This window comes from Phaeobacter sp. JH20_26 (genome assembly GCF_048056275.1).
Lineage (GTDB): Bacteria > Pseudomonadota > Alphaproteobacteria > Rhodobacterales > Rhodobacteraceae > Phaeobacter > Phaeobacter bryozoorum.
Genome location: NZ_JAYMWL010000001.1, coordinates 97,540 through 113,269, shown reverse-complemented (window position 1 = coordinate 113,269; position 15,730 = coordinate 97,540). Strand labels below are relative to the sequence as shown.

15 protein-coding genes are annotated in these 15,730 nt (G+C 58.7%); 9 read left to right on the top strand and 6 right to left on the bottom strand.

Annotation, left to right across the window (positions count from 1 at the left end):
• Positions 1–41: 41 nt before the first annotated feature.
• A complete protein-coding gene (locus VWY60_RS00550) occupies positions 42–1,031 on the bottom strand; it encodes a membrane dipeptidase (RefSeq protein WP_416539611.1) in 990 nt (329 codons plus the stop codon).
• A gap of 137 nt (positions 1,032–1,168) precedes the next feature.
• A complete protein-coding gene (locus VWY60_RS00545) occupies positions 1,169–2,620 on the bottom strand; it encodes an aldehyde dehydrogenase family protein (protein ID WP_416539610.1) in 1,452 nt (483 codons plus the stop codon).
• A 110-nt stretch (positions 2,621–2,730) separates the two neighbouring features.
• On the opposite strand from VWY60_RS00545, the gene VWY60_RS00540 reads away from it, so the two are divergent.
• Together VWY60_RS00540 and VWY60_RS00535 are read left to right on the top strand one after the other, a co-directional pair.
• Positions 2,731–3,627 carry a LysR family transcriptional regulator gene (locus VWY60_RS00540; protein ID WP_340547682.1) on the top strand — a complete coding sequence of 299 codons (897 nt, stop codon included), beginning with the start codon at positions 2,731–2,733 and terminating at the stop codon, positions 3,625–3,627.
• A complete protein-coding gene (locus VWY60_RS00535; RefSeq protein ID WP_340547681.1) occupies positions 3,624–4,631 on the top strand; it encodes a GlxA family transcriptional regulator in 1,008 nt (335 codons plus the stop codon). The genes VWY60_RS00540 and VWY60_RS00535 overlap by 4 nt, the downstream gene beginning before the upstream one ends.
• Before the next feature lie 21 nt (positions 4,632–4,652).
• On the opposite strand, the gene VWY60_RS00530 is transcribed toward VWY60_RS00535, so the two are convergent.
• Genes VWY60_RS00530 through VWY60_RS00515 form a run of 4 tightly spaced genes read right to left on the bottom strand, consistent with a single transcriptional unit; the run spans position 4,653 to position 9,743 of the window.
• Positions 4,653–5,216 carry a sarcosine oxidase subunit gamma gene (locus tag VWY60_RS00530; protein WP_416539609.1) on the bottom strand — a complete coding sequence of 188 codons (564 nt, stop codon included), beginning with the start codon at positions 5,214–5,216 and terminating at the stop codon, positions 4,653–4,655.
• Complete coding sequence (locus tag VWY60_RS00525; protein WP_416539608.1) at positions 5,209–8,175, bottom strand: sarcosine oxidase subunit alpha family protein; 2,967 nt, start codon at positions 8,173–8,175, stop codon at positions 5,209–5,211. The genes VWY60_RS00530 and VWY60_RS00525 overlap by 8 nt, the downstream gene beginning before the upstream one ends.
• Entirely contained in the window at positions 8,172–8,480 is a 309-nt protein-coding gene (locus tag VWY60_RS00520; protein WP_340547678.1) for a sarcosine oxidase subunit delta, read from the bottom strand. The genes VWY60_RS00525 and VWY60_RS00520 overlap by 4 nt, the downstream gene beginning before the upstream one ends.
• Positions 8,481–8,492: 12 nt before the next feature.
• Entirely contained in the window at positions 8,493–9,743 is a 1,251-nt protein-coding gene (locus VWY60_RS00515; protein WP_416539607.1) for a sarcosine oxidase subunit beta family protein, read from the bottom strand.
• A gap of 217 nt (positions 9,744–9,960) precedes the next feature.
• On the opposite strand from VWY60_RS00515, the gene VWY60_RS00510 reads away from it, so the two are divergent.
• The 7 genes from VWY60_RS00510 to VWY60_RS00480 are packed head-to-tail and all read left to right on the top strand — an operon-like array spanning position 9,961 to position 15,725.
• A complete protein-coding gene (locus VWY60_RS00510; RefSeq protein ID WP_416539606.1) occupies positions 9,961–11,004 on the top strand; it encodes a DUF6282 family protein in 1,044 nt (347 codons plus the stop codon).
• An 11-nt stretch (positions 11,005–11,015) separates the two neighbouring features.
• Positions 11,016–11,801: an HpcH/HpaI aldolase family protein gene (locus VWY60_RS00505; RefSeq protein ID WP_416539605.1), complete on the top strand. Its 786-nt coding sequence runs from the start codon at positions 11,016–11,018 to the stop codon at positions 11,799–11,801.
• 3 nt (positions 11,802–11,804) lie between these two features.
• On the top strand, positions 11,805–12,704 hold the full coding sequence (locus tag VWY60_RS00500) for a hypothetical protein (RefSeq protein ID WP_416539604.1): 900 nt from the start codon (positions 11,805–11,807) through the stop codon (positions 12,702–12,704).
• 32 nt (positions 12,705–12,736) lie between these two features.
• Positions 12,737–13,612, top strand: coding sequence for an NAD(P)-dependent oxidoreductase (locus VWY60_RS00495; protein WP_416539603.1), 876 nt, complete (start codon positions 12,737–12,739; stop codon positions 13,610–13,612).
• Entirely contained in the window at positions 13,602–14,231 is a 630-nt protein-coding gene (locus VWY60_RS00490; protein ID WP_416539602.1) for a flavin reductase family protein, read from the top strand. Before VWY60_RS00495 ends, VWY60_RS00490 begins: the two co-directional genes overlap by 11 nt.
• Before the next feature lies 1 nt (position 14,232).
• Positions 14,233–15,099 carry a fumarate hydratase gene (locus VWY60_RS00485; RefSeq protein WP_416539601.1) on the top strand — a complete coding sequence of 289 codons (867 nt, stop codon included), beginning with the start codon at positions 14,233–14,235 and terminating at the stop codon, positions 15,097–15,099.
• Positions 15,096–15,725 carry a fumarate hydratase C-terminal domain-containing protein gene (locus VWY60_RS00480; RefSeq protein WP_416539600.1) on the top strand — a complete coding sequence of 210 codons (630 nt, stop codon included), beginning with the start codon at positions 15,096–15,098 and terminating at the stop codon, positions 15,723–15,725. Before VWY60_RS00485 ends, VWY60_RS00480 begins: the two co-directional genes overlap by 4 nt.
• Positions 15,726–15,730: the final 5 nt, after the last annotated feature.

The window sequence follows — 15,730 nt, the reverse complement described above, 5'->3', positions numbered from 1 at the left end:
CCGCGCACTGGTCGGGCCGATATTTCTGTCTATCCCGGTCTTTAATCCCCCGATTTTGGACCGAAATTCTCTTCAAAGAAGCGATACCAGTTGCCTCCCATGACAGCTGATACCTCGTCGTTGTTCATGCCGACCTTGCGCAGCCCGTCTTCGATATTTCCGAAGTCGCGGTTGTCTTCGAACCAGCTGGGCATTGGCGGGAAACCCGGCGCGGATTTGGAGCCTTCGCCGTAGTCGATCTCCTTGGTCCAACGACCCACACGCATCCATTCGACGACGCTGTCCGGCTGGTCCTGGCAAAGGTCAGTGCCGATCCCGAGATGTTCAACGCCGAATTTCTCGGCGGTTCGGGCAATCATCTCGCAGAAGCTTTGCAGCGTGCAGTTGGACTTGTCCTTCAGGTGATGCGGATAGACCGAGAAGCCCAGCATCCCGCCGTGGCCGGTCACTGCGCGGATGACATCATCCTTCTTATTGCGCAGGGCCGGCGACCATTCATGCGGGTTGGCATGAGTAATGGCGATCGGGCGGCTGGAAATTTCCGCTGCTTCGATGGTGGAGCGGTCGGCGGAATGGCTCATGTCCACGACCAGGCCGACCCGGTTCATCTCCTTGATCACCTGCTTGCCCATGCGGGTGATGCCCATGTCCTCGGCCTCATAACACCCCGTCGCCAGCAGCGACTGGTTGTTGTAGGTGAGCTGCATGAATCGGGCGCCCAGCGTATGCAGGATCTCCACCAGGCCGATGTCGTCCTCTATCGGCGATGGGTTCTGGAAACCGAAGAACACCGCAGTGCGGCCGGTTTCGCGGGCCTTGTCGATATCAGAGGCCCACTGCCCCTTCATGATCAGGTCGGGGAACTGTTCGAACCAGCGGTTCCATTTTTCGAAGTTCAGGACCGTCTCGCGGAAGGTCTCGTGATAGGCAATGGTGACATGGATTGCGTCCACGTTGCCCTCGCGCAGCTGGCGGAAGATTTTTTCCGACCAATTGGCATATTGCAGGCAGTCGATACGATATCCGGTCATTCAAGTACCTCGGTTTTCAAAGTCCACTACCCGGCCTGTAATGCCAGGCAGGATGCGCCCGCCTCGGGGGAAACAAGGAGGGCGGGCGCGTCCGCAAACTGGCAGGCCGGCGATGCGGCACTGCCAAGAATTCAGTCTCAGACCGGCTTGCCGGCGCTGATGTAGGCGGTTTTGACGGTGGTATAGAACTCCGCCGCTGCCTTACCCTGCTCGCGCGGGCCATAGGAACTGTCGCCGCGGCCACCGAAGGGCACGTGGTAGTCGGTGCCTGCGGTTGGCAGGTTGACAGTGACCACACCGGTGCGCGCGTTGCGGCGGAAATGGGTGGCGCGGGCCAGCGACTGGGTGACAATGCCCGAGGTCAGGCCGAAGTTGGTGTCATTCACCACCGACAGCGCCTCGTCATAGCTGCCGACCTTGATCACGCTGGTCAGCGGCGCGAACATTTCCTCGCGGTTGATGCGCATGTCGTTGGTGGTGTTGAGGAAAACGCCAGGGGACATGTAGAAGCCCTCGTGCGGCATCTGAAGACGCTGGCCGCCGCAGGCGAGTTCGGCACCTTCGGATTTGCCCAGATCGACATAGGCCAGGTTCTCGTTCAGCTGCTGCTCGCTGACCACCGGCCCCATCTGCACGCCCGCTTCCAGCGCGTGGCCCACTTTCATGGCCTGTGCCCCGGCGACAAGTTTGTCGACAAAGGCATCATGAATGGCCGCGTGGACCACGAGCCGGGAGGAGGCTGTGCATTTCTGTCCGGTGCCGCCAAAGGCGCCACCGAGGGCCAGCGTGACGGCCAGATCCAGATCTGCGTCGTCCATCACCGCCAGAGCGTTCTTGGAGCCCATCTCCATCTGCACCTTGGTCAGGTTCTGGATGGCGGCGGCAGCAATCCCTTTGCCCACCGGCACCGAGCCGGTGAAGGAGATCGCGTTCACTTTGGGGCTTTCGACCAGACGCTGGCCGATGGAACGGCCGGAGCCCATGACCAGCGAGAACAGGCCCTTGGGGATATCCTGCCGGTTGATGATCTCGGCCAGTGCGACGGCTGATGCCGGGGTGATGTTGGCCGGTTTCCACACCACGGCGTTGCCATAGCAAAGCGCCGGCGCGATTTTCCAGGAGGCGGTAGCGGTCGGGAAGTTCCAAGGGCTGATGATCGCCACGGTGCCGACCGCTTCCCGGCGCACATCCACCTCGATGTCGGGACGCACGGAGTCGGCGTTTTCCCCGATTTGGCGGAGGCATTCGGCGGCGTAATAGGTGAAGAACTGGCCGGCGCGGTAAACTTCGCCTTTACCCTCGGCCAGCGGCTTGCCTTCTTCACGGCTCAGGAGCGTGCCGAGTTCTTCGGCGCGGGCCATCATCTCGTTGCCGATTGCGTTCAGCACGGCCTGCTTACGCTCAAGCCCATAGGCCGCCCATTCACGCTGGGCCACCTGCGCCTGGTCCAATGTCGCATCCAGTTGATCGGCGCTGGCCTGCGCGAAGATACCAACGAGGTCGCTCAAATCCGATGGGTTGCGGTTCTCGACTTCGCTCTCACCAGCCAGCCATTCACCGGCAATCAGGTTCTTTTGGATATCAGTCATGGTCGGAGGCCTCACACAGAATTCAGTTTCCATGGGTATGGACATGCGCGGCCACTTCAATCAAACTCAAATTACTGAACATCATTTCAGAAACTCTGAAGTTAGTGCTCATGGCTTTGAAAATTGAATTGCTCCGCGGTTTTGCTGCAGTCGCTCGAAGTGGAAACCTGAGTGATGCTGCCGGTATTCTTGGGCGCACGCCCTCTGCCGTATCGATGATGCTCAAGCAGCTGGAAACCCATCTTGGCGAACCGCTGTTTGAAACCGACCGTAAGAACAGGCTGACCGCCCTTGGGGCCTTTGTGCTGGAACAAGCAGAGCGCGAGTTGCAGCAATACGATACGATGGTCAAAGCCATAGAGGGCTATGCCAAGGCCACCCACGGACATGTCCGCATAGCCACGGTTCCATCGGTCGCCGGCACCGTCATGCCCTTGGTCTTTTCCAGGTACATCAACGATTTCAAGAATGTAGATATTGAGTTGCGAGATATGGACTCGATCTCGGTTCTGCATGAGCTGTCCCGTGAACGCATCGACATCGGCATTGCAACACTGGGCCAGAACAGCTCTGGATTGCACAGCCAGCATCTGCTGTCGGATGCGTTCGGAGTGATCTGCGCACCCAGTCACCCGCTGGCGCAGGAGCAGGGGAAAATCGAATGGGAGATGCTGCGCAACGAAAGGCTGATCGCCAATAGCCTGTCGGCCAGCATCAAGGCGGAGCAATCCAGAGAGCTGCACGACAGGGCGCTGTTGAAGGCACAGAACCTGACCTCCATCATGGCTATGGTGCAGGCTGAAATCGGGGTAACTATTTTGCCGGAGATGGCCGCGCGAGCCGCGAATGCGACGGGGCTGGCGTTCCGACCATTGGCTGATTCGCTTGCGACTCGCCAGATCCACCTGCTTCGCAAAACCGATACGGCGCTGTCTCCTGCGGCCCGTTTGCTGGAAAAACACATCCTGAGCTGTGCTGCCGAATTGACCAAAGGAGGCCTGTCGTGACCCTAACCAAGACGCCGCTTACGCTTGGCATTATGATTTTTCCCGGTTTCCCTATGGCTTGCCTGACGTCTTGCATCGAGCCGCTGAGGGCCGCCAATGAAATCGCGGGGAAGGAGGCGTTTCGCTGGACTGTTGTTGCCGAAACAACGGAGCCGGTCGCGTCCTCGGCAGGGGTGACGTTCAGCCCGGATCGTGTGCTGGCCGATCTTACGGATCACGATTATCTGTTCTTTGCGGCGGGTCCTAATGCGCGCTTTGATCAATCGGCGCGTGCCAATGCCGCGCTCCAGCGGCTTACCCGGAACAAGACCCGACTTGGCGCCTTCAGCGGGGGGGTGTTTCCGCTGGCACGCACCGGTTTGGTCGGGAGCGACCCGCTCTCGGTTCACTGGTGCTATGAGGCTGCTTTTGAAGCGGAATTTCCTGAGATCGAGAGGCTGAGCACAGTGATCTGCGATGAGGGGGCTTTCACCACGATTTCCGGGGCAACGGCGGTTTTCGACTATATGTTGACCTTGATAGAAGACCATCTGGGCGGCGATATCATGGCCGAAGTTGCCTGCTGGTTTCAGCATCCATATGTGCGCAGCGCCACGACGTCGCAAAAGACACCCGCGTTTTCAACAGCCAAGAGCAAGGATCTGTTGCCCAAGAAGGTGACGCAGGCCATTGAACATTTTGCCGAGCATATCGAAGACCCTATTCAAATCAGCGATGTAGCGAATGCCATTGGTGTATCGGCGCGATCCCTCGAACGCAGTTTCAAGGAGGCGACGGGTCAGAGCCCGCTGAAATACTATCGGATGATGCGGATGAATCAGGCGCGGCAACTGGTGCTGTATTCCAGCACCTCGGTCACCGAAATCGCCTATATGGTAGGTTACAGCACGCCGGGCGCGTTCCTGCGGATATACCGCGAGAGCTTTGGCGTCACACCGATCAATGATCGCCGGGCGAAAAACTCCCTCCGCGTAAAAAGCGGCGACGCCCTGCCTGCGGGATAGGACACCGCAGACAGGCGGGTTTTACGCGATGGAATGAGCTGCGCTTATAAGCGCGTGGTGAAGGGAGGCCGCGGAGGAGCGCGGTCCCAATACTGCCATGTGATCCTCTGCCCGGCGCCAAAGGAATACGCCGAGATGTTCCAACGTGCCCCGAATAACGCGCCCTGTTGTCATATTGCGCACAGGTGCATTGCTGAGCCGTTCGAACAGATCGCAGAGTGTCGGACCGGCGACATCGAAATGGCACCAGCCATCGGTCTGTTCGACCACCGAGGCAGCCGCACCCACCACTTGTTTCAGATCACGCGCCAGCAATTCATGGCGGTCATGCGGGGCCGAGATCATCCATTGAGCGGGTCCGGTCCAAAAAACGGAGATATCCCCCGAGTCTGAAGATGTGCCGACATCTGGAAGCGTCATGCCATGCGCCGAACCAAGAGCCGCCCGCAGTGCCGGTTCCTGATCTTTGCGCGCTGTAACCGAGGCCAGGGCCTGGTCTGTCACCTCTGAGATGGTCAGGTCGCCGACCCGGTCAATCCGGGCCGTATCGCTGCCAAGTGGGCTGATTGGACTGAGCTTATGCACGGAGCTTCTCCCCTTCCGGGTCAACAAAATGTGGGCTGACAATCTCAACCAGGACTGTTTGGTTTTCCAACGGGTTCACAAGGCGCAGCCGTTCTCCTGTGCGGTCCGACCCACCTTTGACAAAAGCCAGGCCAATCGCGCATTTCAGGATGGGTGAATAGGCCGCGGAGGTGACATATCCCTGATCATGTGCCGCATCCACGGGGCCGTCGGCTGCCATCAGATGCCCCCCGGCGGGCAGGCTGTCGCTGCTGTTGACGGGGCGAAGCCCTACCAGATGCAGCGCCGCTTCGGTATTCATCCCCTCGCGCCGGCTGAGGACATTGCCAATGCAGTCTTTGCTGGTTGAGACCATGCGCCCGAGTCCGAGGTTTAGTGCGGATGTTGTCCCGTTCAGCTCATTGCCGGCGGCGTGTCCTTTTTCGATCCGCATGACACCCAGAGCTTCTGTGCCATAGGGGGTTACGTCGAATTCCTCACCGGCGGCCATCATTTCCCGCAGCAGCGCGTCGCCATAGCGTGTCGGCACCGCGATTTCATAGGCCAGCTCACCGGAGAAAGAGATCCGGAACAGTCGGGCGCGGCATCCGCCGCAGACAGTGATTTCGCCGCAGCCCATGAAGGGAAACGCTTCGTTTGAGATGTCAAATTCTGGGTCGACAATCTTCTGTAGCAATCTCCGCGCATTTGGCCCGGCGACGGCATATTGTGCCCAGGCCTCGGTTGTCGAAATCAGTTGAACGTCCAGATCCGGACACAGGCACTGACGCACGAATTCCATATTGCGATAGACCAGAACCGCATTGGCCGTGGTTGTAGTGACGACAAAATGATCCTCTGCAAGACGGGCCGCAGTGCCGTCATCATAGGCGATACCATCCTCACGCAGCATGAGCCCATAGCGCACCTTGCCAACCGGTAATTTAGCAAACCCGTTTGCATAAATCATGTTGAGGAAGGTCGCGGCATCCGTGCCCTGAACGTCGATCTTCCCCAAAGTGGTTACGTCGCAAATGCCCACCGAATTACGCGTTTGCAGCACTTCGCGGTCGACGGATTGGCGCCAATGGGTTTCACCGTCACGCGGGAACCACTGCGCGCGCAGCCAGTTGCCGACCTCAACGAACACCGCGCCTTGTTCCTCGGCCCATTTGTGACTGGGTGTCAGGCGGGTTGGGTGGAAATCCTTACCCACCGCTCGCCCCGCCAGAGCGCCCATCGCCACCGGCGTATAGGGCGGACGAAAGATGGTCGTGCCGGTTTCCGGGATTGACTTGCCGGTGAGCTCGGCCATCACTGCCAACGCGCCAAGGTTCGAGGTTTTGCCCTGGTCGGTGGCCATGCCGAGTGTGGTGTAGCGTTTCAGATGTTCCACCGAGGTGAAGTTTTCCTGATGCGCCAGCTTCACGTCCTTTACCGTCACATCATTCTGGAAATCCAGCCAAGCGCGCTTTGCGCCTTTGACCTGCCAGAACGGGGTCAGCGAGACGGGTGCGTCTTCAGCACGGGGCAGATCGGCTGCACCGGCCGAGATGCCGAGATCGGCAAGCGCCTCGATCGTTTTCTGGGCACCCCCCGCAAGGGCCTGTGCGGTGGTCATATCTCCCATAGCAGCCCCGGCGACCAGCTGATCGGTGGGCAGCCCTGCGGCCGGAACAAAAGACTGGATGGCCTCGTTCCAGACGGGGCGACCACGCTGGTGGCACGTCAGGCCCAGATTGGGATTCCAACCCCCGGACATGGCCAGCGCGTCGCAGGCGATTGTTCGGGTTTGCCCATTTGCCAGGCGCAGGGTGACAGACGTCAGGCCAAGCCGCCCCTTGGTGTCGGTAATCTCGGCACCTGCCAGAACCTCGGTTCCTGGCAGGGCTGGCGCATCCGGTCGCACGTCAATGATCGCGGGGACCTCGACACCCTTTACCATGAGGTCACGAGCGGTTTGATGTGCATCGTCATTGTTGGCGAACACCACGACCGAATGGCCGGGGGTCGCCGCCCAGCGATTGGCATAGGCACGCACGGCGCCCGCCAGCATAATGCCGGGCCGATCATTATTTTCAAAGGCGATCGGTCGCTCAATGGCTCCCGTGGCGATCAGCGCGCGTTTGGAATAGATCCGCCAAAGGGTCTGACGCGGTTTGCCAGCTGCGGGTTTTGGCAGATGGTCGGCATTGCGCTCAACCGCACCATAGATACCGTGATCATAGGCGCCAAAGACTGTGGTGCGAGGCATCACCCGCACATTCGGGAGCGTCGCAAGCTCTGCCTGTGTCTGGTCCACCCAGTCCGGGCCTGACATATCGGACAGAGCCTGAGTTTCACTTAGCAGACGACCGCCTAGGTGACTATCTTCATCCGCGAGAATGACCTGAGCGCCAGCGCGCCCTGCGGTCAATGCTGCGGCCAGCCCGGCTGGTCCGGCGCCTATGATCAACAGATCACAGTGCAGATATCCCTTGTCGTAGGCGTCGGGATCCGCCTCACCGGTCAGGCTGCCAAGGCCGGCTGCCTTGCGGATGATCGGTTCATAGAGCTTTTCCCAGAATGCTTTGGGCCACATGAAGGTCTTGTAGTAGAACCCTGCGGTCAGGAAGTTCGAGAACCGGTCATTGATCGCCATCACGTCATGTTCGAGAGATGGCCAGCGGTTCTGCGATTGGGCCTCCAATCCTGCGTAGAGTTCGATAACCGTGGCGCGCGTATTCGGTTCCTGACGACCACCGGACCGCAGTTCAACGAGGGCGTTCGGCTCCTCGCTGCCCGCGGTCAGCACGCCCCGCGGGCGGTGGTACTTGAAGGAGCGGCCCATAAGGCGCACGCCATTGGCAAGCAGTGCTGACGCCAGCGTATCTCCCTGATGGCCTTGGTAGTTCTTACCGTCGAATTGGAACGACAAGCCTGTGTCGTGGTCGATCAGTCCGCCGGACAGACGGTTTTTCAGTGCGGGGTGCGAACTCATTGCAGCGCCTCCTGCGGCGTGTTTGCGGCTCTGTTCGCAAGGGCAACATCCCGCGCCAGTTCAACCTTCAGTATCTCATGCGTGACCGTATTGCGGGTGACGACCAGCCAGGAACGATCGCCCTGTTCATGAAACCACAATTCGCGATGCTCCCCAGCCGGGTTCTGACGCAGATAGAGGTAATCGTGGAATTGCTGCAGCGCGGTCTCCGAAAGCCAATAGGGGCGGTTCATAAGGCCAGCATCGCCCAGATAGGTGAATTCCTGCGCGTCGCGTGGGCCGAGTAGCGGATGGTTGATGATCATCTGGACAAGTCCTCAATGCAGGTTCGGTTGGGCGCCCTGGCCCTTTTCGTCGATCATGCGGCCAGTCATGAAGCGATCCAGCCGGTAGGCGGTTGCCGTCTCATGCGGGCGGTCTGTTTTCAGCAGATGTGCAAAGCAGTAGCCTGCAGCTGGCGTGGCCTTGAAGCCGCCGTAGCACCAGCCCCCGTTGAAATAGAGGCCGTCGATATGGGTCTTGTCGATGAAGGGAGAGCCGTCCATCGACATATCCATGATGCCGCCCCAGCTGCGCAGGAGACGCGCGCGACCAAGAGCCGGGATCAGGGACATGCCGCTTTCCACCACATCCTCGACCACTGGCAAATTCCCACGTTGTGCGTAGGAGTTATACATGTCGATATCGCCGCCAAAGACGAGCCCGCCCTTGTCTGACTGGCTGCAATAAAAATGCCCGGCGCCATAGGTGATCACCCCGGGAATGAAGGGCTTCAGCCCCTCGGAGACGAAGGCCTGCAGAACATGGCTCTCGATGGGCAGGCGCATCCCGGCGAGGGCCATGACCCGGCTGGAATTGCCAGCAACCGACACGCCCACCTTTCCCGCGCCAATGTAGCCGCGAGAGGTTTCGACACCGCACACCTTGCCTCCGTCGATACGCAGGCCCGTGACCTCGCAATTTTGAATGATATCGACGCCGCGCTGATCCGCGCCCCGGGCATAGCCCCAGGCCACCGCATCGTGGCGCACCGTTCCGCCGCGCCGGTGCAGCAACCCGCCCTTGATCGGGAAGCGGGCATCGTCGAAGTTCAGGAAGGGATACATGGCGCGCACACCGGCGGTATCCAGCAGTTCCGCGTCCGAGCCGTTCAGGATCATCGCATTGCCGCGGCGCCGGGCTGCGTCGCGCTGCGCATCGCTGTGGATCAGGTTCAGGATGCCACGCTGGCTGACCATCGCATTGTAGTTCAGATCCTGCTCCAGGTTTTCCCAAAGCTTGAGCGAGAACTCGTAAAAAGGCTCATTGCCATCCAGCAGGTAGTTGGATCGGATGATGGTTGTGTTGCGTCCGACGTTGCCGCCACCAATCCAGCCCTTTTCCAGCACCGCGATCCGCGCGCCGCCGAATTCCTTGGCGAGGTAATAGGCAGTGGCCAGACCATGGCCGCCGCCCCCGATGATGACGTAATCGTAGGCGGGCTGTGGCGCTGAATCGCGCCATTGCGGGCGCCAGCCTTTGTGCCCGCTCAGAGCTTCCTTGATCAGTCCAAACGCAGAGTATCGCATGGGGGCTCCTGTTTCTTGCCGCACCAGTTGCCGCGAATTCGAGGGATCTTGCCGATGCGCTTTCGGACAAGATTCAGGTCAGAATCGACATTCGGGGCCTGGGCCCCTCGCCAGTCTTTGCAATCTTCGATCCCGAGTGCTTGGAGGGGTCATCCTACAGGGCCGAAAGTGGCGACGATTCCGGAGCGGGTCCAGTCGGTATTGGCGGGCGAGGCGCATGAATTCCACCACGTGGAATACGGCTCTGGCGTCATGGATGCCGGTCTGGATTTACCCGATCATCGGTCCCGATTACCCACAAAACGGTACCAAGATGACACAGAGCCAAAATCGAGAAGAGTTCCGCGCGTTGATAGCTGATGTCGATGATGTGGTTGTGGACCGCTTAATGGTCGGTGCCGTTGATCTCCACGTGCATTCAGGACCCTCGATCATGGAACGCCAGATCGACCATATTCAGGCGGTCGAGCAAGCGGCGGCTGCAGGAATGCGTGGCATCCTGTTCAAGGACCACCACTACTCTGTTGCACCGTTTTTGCCCATGATGAAGCGTCTGGTCGGGGATCTGGGCGTAGCGATGTATGGCGGGTTGGTTCTGAACAACACGACCGGGGGATTCGACCCGCATGTGGTTGATTCCCAGTTGAAACATGGCGGTACGATGATCTGGATGCCGACGGCGCAATCGGCCAATCATATCCGTTCGTCCTTTCGGAAATCGCGGTTGGCGATGAATGTGAAGCTCAAGCCTCCACGGCTTTTGACCGTCGTGGACGATCGGGGGGCGATCATTGATCCGGTCAAAGAGATATTGGATTCAATTGCCGAGTTCGATGCGGTTCTGTCCTCAGGGCATCTTCACGTCTGGGAGATATGGAAGCTGTTTGAGGAAGCCAAAACGCGTGGGGTGAAAAAACTGATCGTCAATCACCCAATGTACGGGCTTCACTTTACCTACGACGACATTCGCGAGATCGCCGAATTTGGTGCGCTGGTTGAGCAATCTGCCTGCCTGTATGTTGATAGCCGCTTTAACGTGTTCGAACCGCATCTTCTGGCTGACCACATCCGCGCTGCCGGTGTCGAACATTCTTCGATCGGATCAGATTTGGGTCAGATCGACAATCCAACTCCGGTCGAAGGAATGCGACAGGCGATCAAGCTGTGCCTCGTCAGCGGCTTCAGCGAGGATGAAATTCGCCTGCTGGTGCGGGATAACCCGTCGCGTCTTGTTGGTCTGCCGCTGGCCTCCGACGTGTGAAAGGGCAGGATATGACCTATGTTAAGGGCGGATTTCGTCAGAGGTTTCTACACGAAACCAATCTGACCGGGAGTTTTCTGAAGATTGCGCATACCATGCCTGCGGAAATCCTCGGGGTGGTCGGTTATGACTTTGTAGTGGTCGACGAGGAGCACTCTCCGATTTCTCGTGAGGCCACGGATCGGATCGTTCTGGCCTGCAAGGCGGCAGATATTGGCTGTCTTGTTCGGGTAAAGAGCGCCGAACCGGCGGACATCCTGTCGGCTTTGGATTGCGGTGCAGACGGGATTCTTGTTCCGCATGTTGACACAGCACAGAAAGCCAGGGCGATCGTCTCCGCCGCGCGCTATCGCGGCGGATCGCGGGGCTATTCGCCGACGACGCGTGCGGGTCGATTTGGGGCGGTCACGCTCGCCGAGCATGTTGAAAAGGAAGACAACAGGGGCCTGGTCATCGCGATGATCGAGGATCCTTTGGCGGTCGAGCAGATTGACGCGATAGTGACGACCGATGGGCTGGATGGTGTGTTTATCGGGCGCGGCGATCTGACCGTTGCCTATGGCGAAACAAAGCCCGGGTCAGAGCCTGTATTGCGGGCGACAAAAACCATCTGCGCAACGGCGCGGGCGCACGGGGTGGCGATCTGCGCCATGGCGGTTTCGGCCAAGGATGCCGGATGGCTCTGCGGACTGGGAGCGACCGCCTTCGTGCTCGCGTCTGATCAGACGTTCATCCGCGATGCGGCCCGCGCGCGGCTTGCCGAGCTTCGCAATGCCCTTCCCTCAGTACAGGAGTGACTGATGGCCTATGACAAGACAGACCCGCGGTCGGCGCTGCGCACAAAAGCCGCGGCCAAGCCCAGAACGGGGCTAGTAGCGATTCCGCAGATTGGTGAGTTCGACAAGATCGACCCCGCTGTTCGCAGCAGCGACGGCCTGACATGGTGCCTGAGAGGCCAAAACTTTGTTGTCATGCGCACCGAAGCGGAACCGGGAGGCAGTTTTACCAGACAAAATCAGTGCGACGAATATGTTGTCCTGCTGCCGGAGAACGGCGCGACGATCACTGTCGGCGGTAATTCCTGCGACGTGCCTGGGAACTCCATTGCCTTCGTGCCACCCGCCGACAGCGCAGTGATCCTTCCCGAAGGGGGGCGTTTTTTCCGGCTGTTCACCAGCCGATCAAAGGATCTGGTGGCGCTTTGCACCAATGGTGACGCTTATCAATCGCTGCGCAGTCATATTCCGCCCTTGCAAGACTGGCCAAAGCCCACCGATGGGTGGCAACTCCGGCATTACTCGTTGGATGTCCCGCCAGAGCCGGGTCGATTTGGCCGGATTTTTCGATGCACCACCTTCATGGTCAATGTGCTTGATCCTTATGACGGGCCACGCGACACAACCAAAATGTCGCCACATCATCATGATGATTTCGAACAATGCTCACTGGTGCTTGAGGGCGCTTATTCGCATCATTTGCGCTGGCCCTGGACCACGGATATGGCGGATTGGCGCCCTGATCAGGAGGTCAAAGTGGGCGCCCCGTCGGTGACCGTTATTCCTCCGCCCGTCATCCATACCAGTCGGGCGACGGGTGCTGACAGAAACGCAATGGTTGATGTCTTCTGTCCCCCGCGTGAGGATTTCAGTCTGAAACCCGGTTGGGTGTTGAATGCGGCTGACTATCCGATGGCGGGCTGACCGGATCGGAAAAGTCTTTGAAGGAAATGGCGATGAACGAACGAGTTGGCGTTGTTGGGCTTGGCAAGATGGGCGCGGCACTTGCGGCAAGATTGGCTGAACAGGGCTGTTCAGTTTCGGGCTGGACGCGGAGCGGGGTGGACCTGGATTGGGCCGATGCGAGGGGAATTGGTGCCCCTGCCATATTGGACGATCTGGTTGCGGAGGTCGATATTGTCCTATTGTCGCTGTTTGACGACGGGGCGGTCGCGGCAGTGCTGGACCGGCTGATAACCTGTGAATTGCGTGGCAAGCTGGTTGTCGACACCAGCACGGTTAATCCGGCCACGCTGAAAGGATATGCCGACAGGATCAAGGCTGCCGGAGCTGTGGTTCTGGACGCGCCTGTTTCGGGCTGGCCCAAGGTTGTCTCGATGGGACAGGCAGGCGTCTTTATCGGCGGTGAGCCTGTTGATGTGGCCCGCTTCGTGCCGGTAGCCGAACTCTTTGCAAACCGGGTTTTTCACGTCGGCCCGTTGGGCCAGGGGTTGGCGGCAAAAATCGTCAATAACATCATGCTGGCCAGCTATTGGCAGTCGCTGCGCGAAGCGCTCGGGGTAGGGCGCAGCCTCGGCCTGCCGGGTGAGTTGATGTTGGACATTCTGATAAGCGGCCCTGCAGCAAATGGTGCTCTTTCCGGGAAGTCCGAGATTATTTTGGGCAAAGAGAGCCCGGCGAGCTTTACAGTCGCCGGCATTGCCAAGGACCTAGGGGTGTTTTGCGAGGTGGCAGCCCAAGGCGGAGTCGCGACGCCAGCCTTGCAGGCTGCGCTTGAAAGCTTCACCCAGTTTCGGGATGCCGGGTATGCAGATCGCGATTTCGCGGCCATGCCGGGTGCAATTCTGAAGGATGGCAATCATGTTCTTTGAACCGTCAAAAGGGCACGGCTTGCCACATAACCCTATCTCTGCCTGCGTTGCGCCACGGCCTATTGGCTGGATTTCGACTGTGAGTGCCGATGGCATCCATAACCTTGCGCCGTTCAGTTACTTTAATCTCGTGCATAATTTTCCGCCCACCGTCATGTTCTCGTGCAATGGGTTGAAGCCGGACGGCACGCCTAAGGACAGTTGGGTCAACGCTGAGAATACGGGTGAATTCGTCTACAATGTCGCCACCTATGATCTGCGCGAGGAGGTCAACCTGTCCTCGACTGCTTGGGGCAGCGAGGTTAGCGAGATCGACGAGGTGGGGCTAGCTTCGGTCCCGTCTAGGCTGGTCCAACCGTTGCGGGTTGCGGCTTCTCCCATTCAGTTTGAGTGCAAGACCATCGAGGTGCTGCATTTGCCAACTGAACGTCCTGAGAACCCCAATACGATCGTGTTTGGCCATGTGGTTGGTGTTCATATTGACGATGCCTGCCTCACCGACGGGATGGTGGACTACAACAAGGTCAGGCACATCAGTCGCCTGGGCTATCTGGATTTCGCCGAAATGGGGCCGCGATTTCAGTTGCCTCGGGTCTACGTCAAGAAAGAACAGGATTGAGATGATCAGATACGATGCGCTGCGGCGGCTGACCGGCGATCTTTATGATTGGTCATTAAAGAAGATCCCCGAGGACACGAAAGCACGGCTTGCCGAAGCCTATGCCGAGGAAACCGGTGAGAACGCTAAGAAGGTGCTGAACTTCATGATCCGCAGTTCGGAGCTGGCCGAAGAACACGACCGGTTTTTGTGCTCGGATGCGGGTGTGCCGGTCTATTCTGTTAAGATCGGCAGTCAGGCACGGTTCGAAGGGGATGTGAAATCTGCCTTCGTCGATGGTTTTGGCGATCTTGTTGAGCGTATCGATCCGCCGCTTTTGAAATTTGTTCAGAACCCTCTGACAAACGAACGCTCCTATCAGGGCAAGGATATGCCCATCATCAACTGGGATATCGTCGATGGCGCGGATTACATTGACATCACATGTTCACCCAAGGCGCTCGGCTCAGGTCGTTGGGCGGCGCTGGAGATCTTTGTTTATCCTGGACTGGCCGATATTGAGGAGTTCATCCTCAAGACGGTGATCAAGGCCGGTTCGCAGCATTGCCCGCCCGTCATGATTGGCGTCGGTATTGGCGGGTCCTTCGATCAGGCTGCAAAAATCGCAAAGAATGCGACCTTGCGACCGATGGGTACGACAAACCCCGAGCCGATCCTGGCAGATATGGAAAAGCGTTTGCTGAAGGCAATCAACAAGCTGGGTTTCGGTCCAATGGGGCAGGGCGGCGATACGACAGCATTGGGCATCCATATCGATTATTCCGCCGGTCATGGGTTTACCCCCGTGGCAGTGTGCTTCAACTGCTGGATCAACCGTAGAACCCGCGCGCGCCTCTATAACTCAGGCAAAATCGAGCGGATCGAATGACCAATACGCAATCCCAGAGCCACGATTTGACCTTGCCGCTGCAACAGGATTGTCTGGACAGGCTTAGGATCGGTGACCTTGTCTATCTCACAGGGGATATCGTTGTAACCGTTGGTCTGCCGACGCATAAGCGGATGAAGGACTATCTGCAAGCGGGGGTTGAGCTGCCGATAGACCTCAAAGACGGTATGTTGTGTCAGGTCGGTGCTTATATCGAACAGAGTGGATCCGACAAAACATGTCGCTACATCAACCCGTCAACCAGCACGCGATTTGAGCCCCATCTGCCAGCGATCATTCGCGCCAGTGGGGTAAAGGCAATCGGTGGAAAAGGCGGTGTCGGTCCGCAGACGGTAGAGGCAATGCGCGAGATGCGCTGTGTTTATCTGTCATTTGTGGGTGGGGCCAGCGCATTGACGTCAGAGGCGGTCGAAGATGTAATCGACGTGGCGTGGACAGATCTCATCCTGCAATTTCGGCTGACGCGCCTGCGCGTGAAGCAATTGGGCCCCTTGACCGTTGGTGTCGATGTGCGTGGCAATTCTCTCTATTCCGAGTTGCAGGCCCAAGCGGATTCCCGCTTCGAGGCGCTGATGAAAGAGTTGAACGAAACCCGAGCACGTTGACACAG

Bases quoted from the DNA above. Each gene is read 5' to 3' on its own strand.
- VWY60_RS00495 (WP_416539603.1), top strand. From the start codon at position 12,737: ATGAACGAACGAGTTGGCGTTGTTGGGCTTGGCAAGATGGGCGCGGCA.
- VWY60_RS00505 (WP_416539605.1), top strand. From the start codon at position 11,016: ATGACCTATGTTAAGGGCGGATTTCGTCAGAGGTTTCTACACGAAACC.
- VWY60_RS00520 (WP_340547678.1), bottom strand. From the start codon at position 8,480: ATGATCATCAACCATCCGCTACTCGGCCCACGCGACGCGCAGGAATTC.
- VWY60_RS00550 (WP_416539611.1), bottom strand. From the start codon at position 1,031: ATGACCGGATATCGTATCGACTGCCTGCAATATGCCAATTGGTCGGAA.
- VWY60_RS00480 (WP_416539600.1), top strand. From the start codon at position 15,096: ATGACCAATACGCAATCCCAGAGCCACGATTTGACCTTGCCGCTGCAA.
- VWY60_RS00500 (WP_416539604.1), top strand. From the start codon at position 11,805: ATGGCCTATGACAAGACAGACCCGCGGTCGGCGCTGCGCACAAAAGCC.
- VWY60_RS00525 (WP_416539608.1), bottom strand. From the start codon at position 8,175: ATGAGTTCGCACCCCGCACTGAAAAACCGTCTGTCCGGCGGACTGATC.
- VWY60_RS00485 (WP_416539601.1), top strand. From the start codon at position 14,233: ATGATCAGATACGATGCGCTGCGGCGGCTGACCGGCGATCTTTATGAT.
- VWY60_RS00515 (WP_416539607.1), bottom strand. From the start codon at position 9,743: ATGCGATACTCTGCGTTTGGACTGATCAAGGAAGCTCTGAGCGGGCAC.
- VWY60_RS00545 (WP_416539610.1), bottom strand. From the start codon at position 2,620: ATGACTGATATCCAAAAGAACCTGATTGCCGGTGAATGGCTGGCTGGT.
- VWY60_RS00540 (WP_340547682.1), top strand. From the start codon at position 2,731: ATGGCTTTGAAAATTGAATTGCTCCGCGGTTTTGCTGCAGTCGCTCGA.
- VWY60_RS00490 (WP_416539602.1), top strand. From the start codon at position 13,602: ATGTTCTTTGAACCGTCAAAAGGGCACGGCTTGCCACATAACCCTATC.
- VWY60_RS00510 (WP_416539606.1), top strand. From the start codon at position 9,961: ATGAATTCCACCACGTGGAATACGGCTCTGGCGTCATGGATGCCGGTC.